Source organism: Kribbella sp. NPDC058245 (genome assembly GCF_042882005.1).
In the GTDB taxonomy this organism is placed as follows: Bacteria; Actinomycetota; Actinomycetes; order Propionibacteriales; family Kribbellaceae; genus Kribbella.
Map to the genome: position 1 here is coordinate 1 of NZ_JBHVWY010000024.1, position 13,759 is coordinate 13,759.

The following is a 13,759-nucleotide window of genomic DNA, read 5'->3' on the forward strand; positions in this document are numbered from 1 at the left end:
ACCCCAGCCCAAGCGCTGGCCGACCTGCTCGCCAACCCGGCAGCAGCATGAACCCGTTGCTTCCACCGATGGATTCCGCCCTGGTTCTCTGCTCATATTTTGAGGGGAGAACCGGTGAGTTGAGGGGAGAACCGGTGAGTTGAGGGGAGATCCGTTCAAATTGCGGGAGGTCGAGGGGCGGGGTGCTCTGAGGGTGGGGTGTGGCGGGGCGGGGGGCCGGGGGTGCGCCGGGATTCGTCGTCGCTGGGGTTCTGCAACAGCACTACGGACTCGTCACCACTGACCGAGCGGAGTGCCATGGAATGGGTGGGGTGGCTGGGGAGTTTGCCGGTCGATTCGGGTCGATTCGGGTCGATTCGGGTCGGTTTTGGTCCCCGGTTCTGGTGAGACGGCTCGGGCGGGTTCGGGTGTGCTCGTTGTGTGGAAACTTCTTGTCGGCTGGTGCACTTTTGTTTCCACACAGGGGGGTTGGCCCGCCTTCGGCGGCCACTGAAGCCTTCGGGTACGGCGGGTCTGTGGCTGAGGGGGATGGCGCGGTCGGCGACCACGTTCACGCTGCTTTGGGCTGACGGGCTGTGGCTGGGGTTCATGAGGGGTCGCCCTGAAAGTGAGCGTTGCTTGGGGTGGGCGTTGCGGACGGGTGATCTGTCCACCGCGGCGGGTCAGCTCTCAGGCATCCTCGTCGTTGGCGGCAACCAGAGCAGGTCAGACACAGGCAACGTGGACGCGATCGCTGAGCGCACCATCCCCCTCAGCCCAAGACTGCCCTAGCCACCCTCCTCTGTAAGCCGGCCGCGGCGGCGAGCAACCACGAGCACACGTCGTCGGCCGCATCTGAGCGGCGTGCACGCACCCGCCCAACCATGTCCGATTCGTTCAAGACATCAGCTGACTTCTGCGAGAGGGTCGAGGGTATGGACATCTTCACCGCAGGTCGTGATTTCGTACGTCTCGAGGGCCGGCTGGTCGAGAACCGGTTGTTCGCCACGGTCTTCGACGGGGCCGACCCCGCTGGAGTCGTTGACGCGCTGCGTGGTTATCAGAACGCGGACGGTGGGTTCGGGCACGGGCTGGAGCCGGACAAGCGCTGCCCGGACAGCCTCGGGCTGGACGTCGAGACGGCGTTCGACATCCTGCTGGCGGCTGGTGCGCGGGACGAGGTGATGATTCGGCGTGCCGTCGACTGGCTGGCTTCGGTCGCGACCCCCGATGGCGCGGTGTCACTGGCGGCGCCGGTGATCGAGAGCTATCCGCGCGCCGAGCACATGAGCGAGTGGACGTACCAGCCGAGCCTCAACCCGACCGCCGGACTGGTCGGCCGGCTGCACAAGCTGGACGTCGAGCACCCGTGGCGCGAGTTGGCCGGCGGTTGGTGCGCTGCCCAGTTGGCCGCCGAGTTGCCGACCGAGGCGCACTCGCTGCACGAATCCCTGGAGTTCCTGGAGCACACGGGTGACATCGATCTGGATCGGGTCCGCGAGTGGCTGCCCAAGGTGTCGTATTACCGAGCAGATGCGGCCGATCCGTCGTACGGGGTGACGCCTTTGCAGTTCGCGCCCACCCCTGAAAGCCCTTGGCGTGCACTGTTTTCGGAGGCTCAGCTGGAGGCCCACCTCGACCGCTTGATCGCCGACCAGCAGGCCGACGGCGGCTGGGCGATCACCTGGGAACCCCCGGGCCAGGCCGCGACCCTGGAGTACCGGGGCATCGTGACGGTCGGTGCGCTAAGAACCCTGAAGGCCTACAACCGGTTGTGAATCAGACGGTCGGCCAGATCGGTGCGGGTGTAGAGGACGACTCGGCCGGCGCGGGCGCGGGCGACCAGGCCGTTGGCGTGCAAGGTGGCCAGGTGCTGGGAGATCGCGCTCGGGCTGACGTCGCGGCGGCGGGCGAGTTCGATCGTCGAGGTCGGGGCGTCGAGTGCCATCAGCAGGTCTGCCCGTGGGGTACCGAGGAGGTCGGCTAGCGCCTGGCGGGTCGGTGCTGGCCGGGTCTCCCAGAGGGTACCGATGCCGCGAGCCGGGTAGGCCGCGGTCGGCGGGCCGTCGGGGTCGAGTGGGCCGATCGTGTGTTTGGCGAACAGCGTCGGCACCAGCCAGAACCCGCGACCGCGGACGTCGCTCTCGTAGGTCAGCTGGTACGACGAGATCCGCATCCGCAGGCGGCCGTTGGCCCACTCGACGCTGGGGTCCAGCCCGGTCAGTACGGCGGCAGCGCCGTCCCGGGCGAGGAGTTGCGCCCGGTGGATCATGTCTGCCTCGAGCAGCGCGCGCATCCGGGGCCAATGCGGTTCGATGGCGAGCTCCCAGTACGCCGCGATCGCCGTACAGATGCGGTCGCGGAGTTGGCGCGGGCTGAGGTCGGCCAGGACGGGCGGGAGCGGGCGGCCGTCGTACGCGCGGAGCACGTCGGCGACGGCTCGGCGAGGCGGGGTGCTGCGGATCTGCGCGAGCTCCTCGTGCACGTCGGGGAGCGGTGAGGTAGGGCGCGGGGTGAGGAAGTCCGGCAGCCAGTGCAGCTCGGGGGTGACCAGTGCCATCAGGAGGTCGCGGTCCGGGTGGTCGTTGAGGAGCGCGAGGGTCTGGCGGATCCAGGGCAGGTGCAGAACGTGGGCGGACGGCGTGGTCAACGCCCAGAGACTGGTCGCCGTCTCGAGGATCGGCGAGCAGGCGAAGCGCATGTCGGCGAGGTCGTCGACGCCGAGCCGGTAGATGATCATTAAGGCATAGGCTAACTTTCTGGTGCTGGGTGAGCAGTCTGGCGTTCGCTGTCCGGTATGAGACAGATCCGCCTGGTATCCCGTCCGACCGGCTTCCCCACCGCCGCCAACTTCGAGCTCGTGACATCGCCGCCGCTCGACCTGTCGCCCGGTACGGCGTTGGTCGAGAACCTCTGGTTGTCCGTCGACCCGTATATGCGGCAGGCGATGGACTCCGACGAGTGGTGGGCCCTCGGCGCTCCGGGTGAGGGCCGGGCGCTCGGTCGAGTCGTGCAGAGCCTGACTCCGGCGTACGGGATCGGCGACATCGTGTTCCACACGCAGGGTTGGCGTACCCATGCGGTGGTCACACCATCAGCGAGTCGGCTGATCGAGGTCGAGCCGGGTGTGCCGCTGTCCGCCCATCTCGGGATCCTGGGCGGGACTGGGCTCAGTGCGTATGCCGGGCTGAAGCGCGTCCTGAAGCTGCAGCCGGGGGAGACGCTCTTCGTTTCGGCGGCGGCCGGCGGGGTCGGTACGGCGGCTGCGCGGATCGCCCGGTTGCTCGGGGCCGGGCGGATCATCGGGAGTACTGGGTCTGCCGAGAAGGCCAAGTGGTTGGTGTCCGAGGTGGGGTTCGATGCGGCGCTGAACTATCGGGACGGCTCGCTGGTGGAGCAGTTGGCCGCTGAGGCGCCGGACGGGATCGACGCGTACCTCGACAACGTGGGTGGTGAGCACCTGGCGGCGGCGATCGACGTACTGAAGCCGCGCGGCCGGATCGCGTGGTGTGGCGCGGTATCGACGTACAACGGGGACGGGGTTGTTGCCCCGCGCAACCTGTACGACGTGGTCGGGAAGGAGCTACGGCTGGAGGGGTTCCTGGTCCGGAACCATTTGGATCTGCGGCCCGAGCTGATCGAGTTCCTCACGCCGCACCTGCAATCCGGTGCCGTCGTCTCCGACGAGACGGTCGTGGACGGGTTCTCGCAGACGGTGGAGGCGTTCCTCGCGATGCTGCGCGGCGAGAACACCGGCAAGATGCTCGTCCAGTTGGCTGCTTAAGCGGACTCGGCGGGGTGCTCGACTTGGCGGTCGCCCCATTGGGTGAGGAGGCCGCGGGCGATCTCGAGGTCCTCGCGCAGGGAGCGGTCGGTGAGGTCGTCGGGGAGGGCGGCGAGGGCGTCGGCCAGCCAGGGGGCGATGGCGGCGGGCGCCAGATCGTCGGGGGTGAGGCCGGCCAGGCGGACGGCGCGAACGGCGGTGACCAGCTCGCAGGAGATGACTTCGCGGAGGGCGTCCAGGAGCTGAGCAGTCAGTACGGCGGCTTGGGGCGCGAAGCTGGCGTGGTGTTCGGCTCCACGGGACAGGGTCGCCGTACCGAGGGTGGCCGGTTGGGCGGAGGAGCGGACGGCGGCGAGGGCGTCGTGGGCGACGTACTCGATCATCATCACGCCGGAGCTGGCCTCGGCGCCGCTGGCGAGGAAGCGGCTCAGACCGGTGAAGTCCGGGTCGACCAGGTTGGCGACGCGGGAGGTGGAGAGGGTTGCGACGCTGTGCAGGCTGAGACGGAGCGAGTCGAGCGCGAGTGCGATCGGCATCGCGTGCCAGTTACCGTTGTGCAGCACGGTGTCGCCGGCCACGAGCGGGTTCTCGGCCGAGGCGTTGATGTCGATGCGCAGACTGTTGCCTAGAGCATCTATATGGTCGACGGCGGGGCCCAGGACTTGAGCGAAGGCGCGGAGGCCGAAGGGGTCCTGGATCCGTGCTGGTGGGAGCGGCAGGCCTTCGAGGAGGCCGCGCATCCTGCGGGCGACCCGGACTTGGCCCGGCTGTGGGCGAGCCTCGTGGACGCGGACGTCGTATACCTCGGCGTTGCCGCGCAGGGCGACGTGGGAGAGCGCACCGACTAGCGGTACGACGTTGATCAGGGTGGCGGCTTCGACGTACGCGAGGCAGCACTCGGCGAGGGTGAGGGCGTTGCTGGAGAGCAGCGGGAGAGCGCTGACGCCGTCGATCACAGGACCGAGGGCGAGTCCGAGCTCGGCGAGAGGGCCGAGGTCGCCGGTACCGATCGCGCCGCCGCGGTGCAGGTCGGGCAGCACGTCATCGTTGAGCAGGGCAACGATCGCGTCGGCGACCTCTGGTTCGAGACCGGAGCCGCCGGATGCCAACTGGTTGACCCGGATCAGCAGGCCGAGGCGGATCGCATCCTTCGGGTACGACGTCGTACCGGTCGTGGAGTGTGAGCCGAGCAGCCGCGCGCCGTGTTCGGGGTCCGACGTGAGCACGTCGCGGTTGGCGCCGACCCCGGTCGTCCGGCCGTAGACCGGCCGATGCCGGGCCACTTCGGCAACCGCCAGAGCCGACTCGTGCATCCGCTTCCGGGCGTCGTCGCCCAGCCGCACCGCGGTCCGCCGCTGCGCCAACGCGACGGCCTCCAACGGCGCCAACCCACCCCCGGACAGCTCCACCGGCTCCATTGCCCCAGTGTGAGACCGCCCCCGTTGTTCGGGTAAGCGCCGCGCCCGGATCGATGTCTGAGATCCGAGACGTCATCGCCGGAGCAAAGCGAGAGGGCCCAACCCCGCCCCGGGTGAGCCCTCGCGCTGCTTGTGGTTTTACAGCTGGCCGTAACGCTTCTTGAACTTCTCCACGCGGCCCTGGGTGTCCATCACGCGCTGGTTGCCCGTGTAGAACGGGTGGGTGGCCGACGAGATCTCCACGTCGACGACGGGGTACGTGTTCCCGTCGGTCCAGACAATGGTCTCGTTGCTCGCGCTGGTCGAACCGGTGAGGAAGCTGAAGTTACCGGACTTGTCCCGGAAGACAACCCGGCGGTAGTCGGGGTGAATGTCATTCTTCATGCTGCACTACTTCCTTCCAGATAAGGGGCGAACGGGTCGGTCAGTGGATGAACCGCTTCGTCCGCACGGAGGACACAACCATCCAGGCGTGCCTGTAATTCCCGGGTGTCCAGACCGACTCCGGTGATGGACAGGTACGACGCCCGGTCGCCGTACTCGGGATGCCATTCGAGCGCCGATCGCGCCTGGTGCTGCTGCCCGACGCCGGACCAGCGGTCGGCCGGCAGGTCGGCCAGCCACGGGCCCAGTACGCCGATGGAGATGTTGGTGCCGAAGCTGTCCCAGCTCAGGCGGTTCCGGTGCTGGGTCGCGATCCACACAGTTCCGCGGCCCCGCGCCGTACCGGTGACTAAGTCCTCGAGCACTTCATAGAGCCGCTCGGGGTGGAACGGTCGCGCTGACTGCCAGACCAACGTGCTGACCAGTTCGTCTTCGCGGATCGGCGCAGTAATAGAGCCGGGCTCAGTGCGGGTCTCGGCCGCATCAGGATCATGCAGCCGTACGGCGAGCAGCCCGGCCGGCGTGGTCTGAACACGCGCCTGCGGGTTGATCGCCTCGATCAGTGCGCTGGCGGTCGGGTCTTGAGAGCTCAGTACGACGGCATCGGCGTACTCGAGTTGCCGCGCAACCACCTCGGCGATCACCCGGCCATCCTCGGCGGCGGTCGCGATCCCGCGGTCCTGGATGAACTGGTCGCCGGTGAGGTCGTCGACGACGGTCGCGGTGTCGGCGGCCGTGATCACCGCGTCGACCCGCAGTTCGGTCTCGCGAGCGATCTCCTCCGCCAGCGACTGCGTGTCCCCGGCACCGGGCACCGACACGATCGCGACGCCGTACCGCTCGACCGCCGCGATGCTGAGCAGCAGTTGCACCAGCGTCCCGCGCATCGCACACGACACACACGGGTGGCCCATCCGGATCGTCTCCCGGTCGATCACCCCGGCCGCCGTCCGCGCGGTCCGGACGACCTCGCCGCTCGGCAGGTCACTCACGTCGTACTCGATCAGGACGCCGCGCGGGCCCGCGGCGGCCAGCAGGTTCGCGCCCACGGCCCCTCGGAATCCCTCGTCGACACCGGTCAGCAGGGTCACCGCCAGCATCCGCACTCCTCCCTTATTGAAAATGATTACCAGTACAAGGTACACTGCATCTCGTACTTGAGGAAAGGAACAGCATGGCCAAGCACAACGAACTCCGGCCGATCGTCAAGCTCCGTAGCACGGCGGGGACCGGCTTCACCTATGTAACGCGGAAGAACCGCCGGAACAATCCCGACCGGCTGATCATCCGCAAGTACGACCCCAAGCTGCGCCAGCACGTCGACTTCCGCGAAGAGCGCTGATCGATGGCTAAGACCAGCAAGATCGCCAAGAACGAACAGCGCAAACGCACCGTCGCTCTGTACGCCGACCGTCGCGCGGAGCTCAAACGCATCATCGCGGCCCCCGCCTCCTCCTTCGAGGAGCGCACGGCGGCCCAGTTGAAGCTCCAAAAGCTCCCCCGCGACGCCAGCCCCATCCGCATCCGCAACCGGGACGCCGCCGACGGCCGCCCCCGCGGCTACCTCCGCAAAGCCGGCATCTCCCGAGTCCGCTTCCGCACCATGGCCCACCGAGGCGAACTCCCCGGCATCACCAAGTCCTCCTGGTAATTCCCGGCGGCGCGCGACGTGGATGCCGCGCCCCCGGGTCCCGACGGCCCTCCGAGCTCAGGTGCTCGGAGGGCCGTCGCATGCGTACCGATCAACGGGTAGTGGTCCCGCCAGTCGCCGCATTGACGCGCCATCCCCGCGGCGACCCTGATCACCCAGCCCACCACTACCCGTCCGTCGGTACGCAACGCATGGCTATCCGTGTAGTCGTCGGGTGAGGGCGGTGGCGGCTTGGCGGAGGCGGTGGGTTAGGTGGAGGCGGTCGGCGGGGGTTAGGGCGTCGGTGCGGAAGGTGATGGAGATGGCGGCGGCTGGGTGGCCGGCGTGGTCCAGGGCGGCGGTGGCGACTGACGAGACGCCGGGAGTTATGTGGCCTTCTTCCAGGGCGTAGCCCTGGCGTTTTTCCTCGGCCAGGAGACGTCTTAGCTGGGTGAGGGATTCGGGGCCTTTGTCGGTGCGGCGGACGAAGGACTCGTTGGTGGGGAACAGGGCTCGGACCTGGGCGGGTGGGAGCTCAGCCAGGAGGGCTCGGCCGGAGGCGGTGAGGGTGGCGGGGAGGCGGACGCCTACGTCCGTGACGAGGGTGACGGGGCGTGGGGGTTGCTCTTTGAGGAGGTAGACGAGTTCTCGGCCGTGGAGGACGCCTAGGTGGGCGGTTTGGCCCAGTTCGGCGACCAGTTGGCCCAACAACGGGCGGGCCAGACGCTCGAGGGGGTCGTGGCGGAGGTAGGCGGAGCCGATCTCGAAGGCGGCGACGCCGAGGCCGTAGCGCTTCTCTTCGGGGAGGTGGACGACGAAGCTCTCGTCCATCATTGCCCTCAGCAAGTGGTACGTCGACGAGCGTGGCAGGCCGACCGCGGAGGCGATGCGCTCCATCGGTACCGGCCCGGGCTGGGTCGCCAAGAATGTCAGCACCCGCAGGGTGCGGGTCGAGGCGGGAACGTTGCCGCTCACAACGGCAGGGTAACCGGCCTGTCTCAGATTCCGGACGATTGGCGAGCTGAATTCTTCTGCGGCGCCCGCCGGAGCCACCAGCGCAACAGTTCGCCGGCGACGGCGAGGGCGAACAGACCGCCCGCCACAGCCCAGTCGAAATAGTCACCGCCGAGCAGGAATCCGACGCCGATCGACAGCGCCAGGAAGAACAGTAGGGTCAGCGCAAGCCGGGTCACAGCTCCTTCTCCGCGGTCCAGGCCCCACCGGACTCGCGGTATCCGAGCCAGCGGTTGACTGCGAGCATCGGCACATTTGCCGCGTCGTTCCCAGTCAGGGCGGTCACCATGCCGGCATCCCGCGCCGCTGCCAAGGCGTGCGACTTCACGATCTTCGCGAGCCCACGACCTCGGGCGGACGGTACGGTTCCGGTCAGGTTGGACCAGATCACCCGCCGATCCGGATCGACGGTGGTCGACACGAAGGACTGCACGTCCTCCCCGTCCAGCACGGCAAAGCTCAGGTCGCGCCGCAGGTCGGGGTGGTTCCACGCCCGCGCGAACCACTCGTCGTACCCGCCTCCGCCCGACAGGCCGCTCGGGTCGTCATCCCGTACGGCGACCTCCGCCTCGTGCAGTCGTTCCGGCGACACGGCGTCGTACGTGACGAGCTGCAGCCCGTCCGGCGTCGGAAGCGGATCCGGGGCAGTGCTCAGCTCAGCCTGTGAATGGCTCATGCGCCGGCCGATCGTGAAGCCGTGCCTGGTCGCGAAGTCGAGCGAGTCATCGTTGGCCACCGTGAGCAATCGCGCGGCGCCGGCCGCAGCGGCCCGCTCGATCACGCGCTCCACCAATGCGGTGCCGATCCCATTCCGCCGTACGGCAGGAGGAACCTGTACGGCGATCCGCACCCGCGGCGCCTGGTCATCCGGATCGGGGAGGTGGACGTTCGCGTAGCCGACGACCTCGGGTCCGGTGACGGCGATCAGGACGACCCGGCCTTGGTTGTTGCGGAGTTCGGCCTCGATCCCGCGTGCGGTCTTCACCAACTGCGGCATCGCGGCCGCCCAGACGCCGGCGATCCCAGCCGCGTCATCGGGCGTCGCCGACCGGATTTCGAACACCATGCACCCACCGTAGTGCCGCCCCAGGTCCATCCCCTGCCCCCATTTGGGACTCTCCTGACCCATTCGCGGGTGGTGCGGTGTACCGGTCTCTTCTCCGTGTGGGTCAGTTGATCGGCGTGCTGGTGGGCTGGCTGGGCGCTGTTCCACCGTTGGCAGTAGGTGACCTGCATGCAGTTGCTGGGGCTGCGGACAGGAAACGGGGGCCGTGAACAAGGCATAGCGTGTTCAAGCCCCCCGCGGGGGGTGCGCACCCCGGGCTGCATCCCGCGCCCCGGGGTAGCGGACCTGTGCCACCGTCCAACCTCCCGCGCGGCTGCTCGGGCAGGTGATGCTGAGCGTGGAGGGTCCGAGCCGTGCAGAGTTAGTCAGTGCTGGCGGTCCGCGCCCGCCACCTCACGCCCGCCCCGCCGCATCCCTCTCGCCCCGGCTTGCACGGTGGGTTCAGCCGCCGCGCAGAAACAGCGGTCCGTCGGCGAGTGGAAGGAGATTGCCGCCAGAAATCGATGACCAGCAGCACAGCGCGTCCAGTCGGCGACATCTTCCCCACACTCACGCCGTTCACATCGCCCGAGACCCCGCGATCGGACGGCAACCTATCGGTCGGACAACGCGCGAACCCCACCCACACCTACGTCACAAGAGTCCCATTTGGTGGGTCCGCTCCAAGGCCGGTTGATTAGTTGGGCGGCGGCGGCGGTATCAAGCAGCCCGCCTGGCGTTAACGTCCGAAAGACCTGCGGGCGTGGTCGGCGTTTCTTCGGACGTTCGGTGTGGTGAGCGCGGTTGGGCCGGGGTTTGCGGAGTGCTGGTGGCTGTCGCACTGCGGCGCCCCAACCGGTTTGGGGAGGGTTTGCGCGGCCCTGAACGAGATCTGGGGAGGATTCGCCCCCCGAATCGGTCCCATATCCTCCCCACACTGGCTGGATGCCGACCCGAGTCCTCCCTGCAACCGGCGACGGTTGCGTCCGAAGACACGCCGTACCAGGCTTGCGGGTCTTTCGGACGTCAGCTCGGCGGCAGGCCGGTTGACACCAACCCCGTCTAACTCACCGGCTTTGGGGTCCACCCATCAGGTGGTGGGAGGGCCAACGGCATGCGGTGGGCCCTCCCGCAACGCCGTGGGTCAGCCCATCAAAGGGGGATCGCACGGTGGATGTCTCGGGTTTGAGACAGGGACTGGGTGTCGTTGGGTGGGCAGGGCGTCGTGGAGGGGGTCCAATGATCGGGTGGAACAGACCAGCAGCACGGTGATCGTCGGAGTCGGACCGCTGACAGCGGCCGATGTCGTCGCGGTGGCGCGGTACGGCGCTCAGGTCCGGATCAGCGACCAGGCGCTCGAGGAGATCGCGAAGTCGCGGGCTGTGATCGAGGGCCTGGCGCATGCGGAGACCCCGCACTACGGCGTCTCGACCGGGTTCGGGGCGCTCGCGACGCGGCACATCGCGCCGGAACTGCGCGCTCAGTTGCAGCGCAGCCTGGTTCGGTCGCACGCTGCCGGCTCGGGGCCTGAGGTCGAGACCGAGGTCGTCCGTGCGCTCGCCCTGCTCAGACTGTCCACGCTGTCGACCGGTCGTACCGGCGTGAAGGTTGAAACGGCTCAGGCGTACGCCGGTCTGCTGAACGCCAAGCTGACTCCGGTCGTGCACGAGTACGGCAGCCTCGGCTGCTCAGGCGACCTCGCGCCGCTGAGCCACGTCGCCCTCGCGGTGATGGGTGAGGGTCAGGTTCGCGATGCCGAGGGCAACCTTCGTGACGCCGGCGAGGCACTGCAGGCGCACGGCCTCCAGCCGGTCGTCCTGGCCGAGAAGGAAGGCCTGGCGCTGATCAACGGTACCGACGGCATGCTCGGCATGCTGGTGCTCGCGCTCGCCGACCTCGACCGCCTGGTGAAGACCGCCGACATCGCCGCCGCGATGAGCGTTGAGGGTCAGCTCGCCACCGACCGCGTCTTCGCCGCCGACCTGCACGCCCTGCGCCCGCAGGTGGGTCAAGGCGCAGCCGCCGCCAACCTCCGCACGATCCTTAAAGACAGTGGGATTGTGGCCAGCCACCGCGGCCCCGACTGCAACCGCGTCCAGGACGCCTACTCGCTGAGGTGTTCGCCCCAGGTCCACGGTGCCGTCCGTGACACCGCTGCCCACGCAGCCAATGTCGCCGAGCGCGAACTCGCCTCCGCGATCGACAACCCCGTCGTACTCCCCGATGGCCGCGTCGAGTCCAACGGCAACTTCCACGGTGCCCCGGTCGGTTACGTGCTCGACTTCCTCGCGATTGCCGTGGCTGACCTCGCGAGCATCAGCGAACGCCGTACCGATCGCTTTCTCGATGTCGCTCGCAACCACGGCCTGAACGCCTTCCTGGCCGACGATCCCGGCGTCGACAGCGGCCACATGATCGCGCAGTACACGCAGGCCGCGATCGTCTCCGAGCTGAAGCGCCTCGCCGTACCGGCCAGTGTGGACTCGATTCCGAGCAGCGCGATGCAGGAGGACCACGTCTCGATGGGCTGGTCGGCCGCGCGCAAGCTGCGCAAGTCGATCGATGGACTCCAGCGGGTGCTCGCGATCGAGATCCTGACCGCCGCCCGCGCGCTCGACCTGCGCGCGCCGCTCATCCCCTCGCCAGCCACCGCCGCCGTACGGGATGCTCTGCGGCAGTACGTCGAGGGTCCGGGGACCGACCGTCATCTGTCCCCGGAGATCGAGCACTCCGTCCGGCTGGTTGCCGACGGCACCTACCTCACCGACGCCGAGGCCGTCACCGGCCCGCTCCAATAGAAGGGAACACCGACATGTCTTCCGGACCCCGTCCTGTGCGCGCCGCCCGCGGTACGACGCTGACCGCCCAAGGCTGGCAGCAGGAAGCCGCACTGCGGATGCTGCAGAACAACCTCGACCCCGAGGTTGCCGAGCACCCCGACGAGCTCGTCGTGTACGGCGGTTCTGGCAAGGCAGCTCGGGACTGGAACTCCTTCGACGCGATGGTCCGCACGCTGACCAACCTGAAGGCTGACGAGACCATGCTGGTCCAGTCGGGCCGGCCGGTCGGCGTCATGCAGACCCACGAGTGGGCTCCGCGGGTGCTGATCGCGAACTCGAACCTGGTCGGCGACTGGGCCACCTGGGAGGAGTTCCGCAAGCTCGAGGCGATGGGTCTGACCATGTACGGCCAGATGACGGCCGGGTCGTGGATCTACATCGGTACCCAGGGAATCCTGCAGGGCACGTACGAGACCTTCGCCGCGGTCGCCGCCAAGAAGTTCGGCGGCACGCTGGCCGGGACGGTCACGCTGACCGCGGGACTCGGTGGCATGGGTGGCGCGCAGCCGCTGGCCGTCACGATGAACGACGGCGTCGCGATCTGCATCGACGTCGACTCCAGCCGGATCGATCGGCGTATCGAGCACCGCTACCTCGACGTACGGGCGTCTTCTGTCGACGAGGCGTTGTCGCTGGCCGAAGAGGCGCGGAAGGCGCGTCGGCCGCTGTCGATCGGTGTCCTCGGCAACGCGGCCACGATCGTCCCGGACCTGCTGCAGCGTGGTGCTCCGATCGACATCGTGACTGACCAGACGTCCGCGCACGACCCGCTGATGTACCTGCCGGTGAGCGTCGACTTCGACGACTGGGTGACCGCGCGGGAGAAGGACCCGGCCGGGTTCACCGAGCGGGCGCAGGAGTCGATGGCGCGGCACGTCGAGGCGATGGTCGGCTTCCAGGACGCGGGTGCCGAGGTGTTCGACTACGGCAACTCGATCCGCGACGAGGCCCGCAAGGCCGGGTACTCGCGGGCCTTCGAGTTCCCCGGGTTCGTTCCGGCGTACATCCGGCCGTTGTTCTGTGAGGGCAAGGGCCCGTTCCGGTGGGCGGCGCTGTCGGGGAACCCGGCGGACATCGCCAAGACGGACCAGGCGATCCTTGATCTGTTCCCGGACAACGAGCACCTGACCCGGTGGATCAAGATGGCCGGTGAGCGGGTCGCGTTCCAGGGCCTGCCGGCCCGGATCTGCTGGCTCGGTCAGGGGGAGCGGGACAAGGCCGGTGTGCGGTTCAACGACATGGTCGCTTCGGGCGAGCTCGAAGCGCCGATCGTGATCGGCCGGGACCATCTGGACACCGGCAGTGTGGCCTCGCCGTACCGCGAGACCGAAGGAATGCTCGACGGCTCGGACGCGATCGCGGACTGGCCGTTGCTGAACGCGATGGTGAACGTGTCGTCCGGCGCGTCCTGGGTGTCGATCCACCAGGGCGGCGGTGTCGGCATGGGCCGGTCCATCCACGCCGGTCAGGTTTCGGTTGCCGATGGCACCGATCTGGCCCGGCAGAAGCTGGAGCGCGTGCTCACCAACGACCCGGCCATGGGCGTGATCCGCCATGTCGACGCCGGTTATGACAGTGCAGACCGCGTCGCCGCCGAGCGTGGGGTGCGGATTCCGATGCAGGAGTCCTGACCGGCTGCAACCGGTCAAATCCCTACCGTTATGG

13 protein-coding genes are annotated in these 13,759 nt (G+C 68.4%); 6 read left to right on the top strand and 7 right to left on the bottom strand.

Annotated elements, in window-relative coordinates; genetic code table 11:
• Window positions 1-914: 914 nt before the first annotated feature.
• The gene (locus ACFVWG_RS38415) at window positions 915-1,757 is read left to right on the top strand and encodes a hypothetical protein (protein WP_391548433.1); all 843 of its coding nucleotides are present in this window, start codon (window positions 915-917) and stop codon (window positions 1,755-1,757) included.
• Here ACFVWG_RS38415 and ACFVWG_RS38420 read toward each other — a convergent pair.
• On the bottom strand, window positions 1,742-2,719 hold the full coding sequence (locus tag ACFVWG_RS38420) for an ArsR family transcriptional regulator (protein ID WP_391548434.1): 978 nt from the start codon (window positions 2,717-2,719) through the stop codon (window positions 1,742-1,744). The two genes, ACFVWG_RS38415 and ACFVWG_RS38420, sit on opposite strands and share 16 nt — an antisense overlap.
• A gap of 57 nt (window positions 2,720-2,776) precedes the next feature.
• On the opposite strand from ACFVWG_RS38420, the gene ACFVWG_RS38425 reads away from it, so the two are divergent.
• Complete coding sequence (locus tag ACFVWG_RS38425) at window positions 2,777-3,763, top strand: NADP-dependent oxidoreductase (RefSeq protein WP_391548435.1); 987 nt, start codon at window positions 2,777-2,779, stop codon at window positions 3,761-3,763.
• On the opposite strand, the gene ACFVWG_RS38430 is transcribed toward ACFVWG_RS38425, so the two are convergent.
• The 3 genes from ACFVWG_RS38430 to ACFVWG_RS38440 form a co-directional block, all read right to left on the bottom strand.
• Complete coding sequence (locus ACFVWG_RS38430; protein WP_391548436.1) at window positions 3,760-5,181, bottom strand: aromatic amino acid lyase; 1,422 nt, start codon at window positions 5,179-5,181, stop codon at window positions 3,760-3,762. The genes ACFVWG_RS38425 and ACFVWG_RS38430 overlap by 4 nt on opposite strands.
• Window positions 5,182-5,319: 138 nt before the next feature.
• Entirely contained in the window at window positions 5,320-5,565 is a 246-nt protein-coding gene (locus ACFVWG_RS38435) for a type B 50S ribosomal protein L31 (protein WP_391548437.1), read from the bottom strand.
• Window positions 5,562-6,665, bottom strand: coding sequence for a CobW family GTP-binding protein (locus tag ACFVWG_RS38440; RefSeq protein WP_391548438.1), 1,104 nt, complete (start codon window positions 6,663-6,665; stop codon window positions 5,562-5,564). The genes ACFVWG_RS38435 and ACFVWG_RS38440 overlap by 4 nt, the downstream gene beginning before the upstream one ends.
• 74 nt (window positions 6,666-6,739) lie before the next feature.
• On the opposite strand from ACFVWG_RS38440, the gene rpmG reads away from it, so the two are divergent.
• A complete protein-coding gene (rpmG, locus tag ACFVWG_RS38445) occupies window positions 6,740-6,907 on the top strand; it encodes a 50S ribosomal protein L33 (protein ID WP_391548439.1) in 168 nt (55 codons plus the stop codon).
• A 3-nt stretch (window positions 6,908-6,910) separates the two neighbouring features.
• On the top strand, window positions 6,911-7,216 hold the full coding sequence (gene rpsN, locus ACFVWG_RS38450) for a 30S ribosomal protein S14 (RefSeq protein ID WP_391548440.1): 306 nt from the start codon (window positions 6,911-6,913) through the stop codon (window positions 7,214-7,216).
• 195 nt (window positions 7,217-7,411) lie between these two features.
• Here rpsN and ACFVWG_RS38455 read toward each other — a convergent pair whose 3' ends face one another.
• From ACFVWG_RS38455 to ACFVWG_RS38465, 3 genes are read right to left on the bottom strand one after another with little or no spacing between them, the layout of a single operon-like run.
• The gene (locus tag ACFVWG_RS38455) at window positions 7,412-8,170 is read right to left on the bottom strand and encodes an IclR family transcriptional regulator (protein WP_391548441.1); all 759 of its coding nucleotides are present in this window, start codon (window positions 8,168-8,170) and stop codon (window positions 7,412-7,414) included.
• A gap of 23 nt (window positions 8,171-8,193) precedes the next feature.
• Window positions 8,194-8,388 (bottom strand): hypothetical protein, encoded by a 195-nt coding sequence (locus tag ACFVWG_RS38460; RefSeq protein WP_391548442.1) that lies wholly within the window; start codon window positions 8,386-8,388, stop codon window positions 8,194-8,196.
• Entirely contained in the window at window positions 8,385-9,275 is an 891-nt protein-coding gene (locus tag ACFVWG_RS38465; protein ID WP_391548443.1) for a GNAT family N-acetyltransferase, read from the bottom strand. Before ACFVWG_RS38465 ends, ACFVWG_RS38460 begins: the two co-directional genes overlap by 4 nt.
• Before the next feature lie 1,226 nt (window positions 9,276-10,501).
• Between ACFVWG_RS38465 and hutH the strand changes: the two genes are divergently transcribed.
• A complete protein-coding gene (gene hutH / locus ACFVWG_RS38470) occupies window positions 10,502-12,052 on the top strand; it encodes a histidine ammonia-lyase (protein ID WP_391548444.1) in 1,551 nt (516 codons plus the stop codon).
• Window positions 12,053-12,066: 14 nt separating this feature from the next.
• The gene (gene hutU, locus ACFVWG_RS38475; RefSeq protein WP_391548445.1) at window positions 12,067-13,725 is read left to right on the top strand and encodes a urocanate hydratase; all 1,659 of its coding nucleotides are present in this window, start codon (window positions 12,067-12,069) and stop codon (window positions 13,723-13,725) included.
• Window positions 13,726-13,759: the final 34 nt, after the last annotated feature.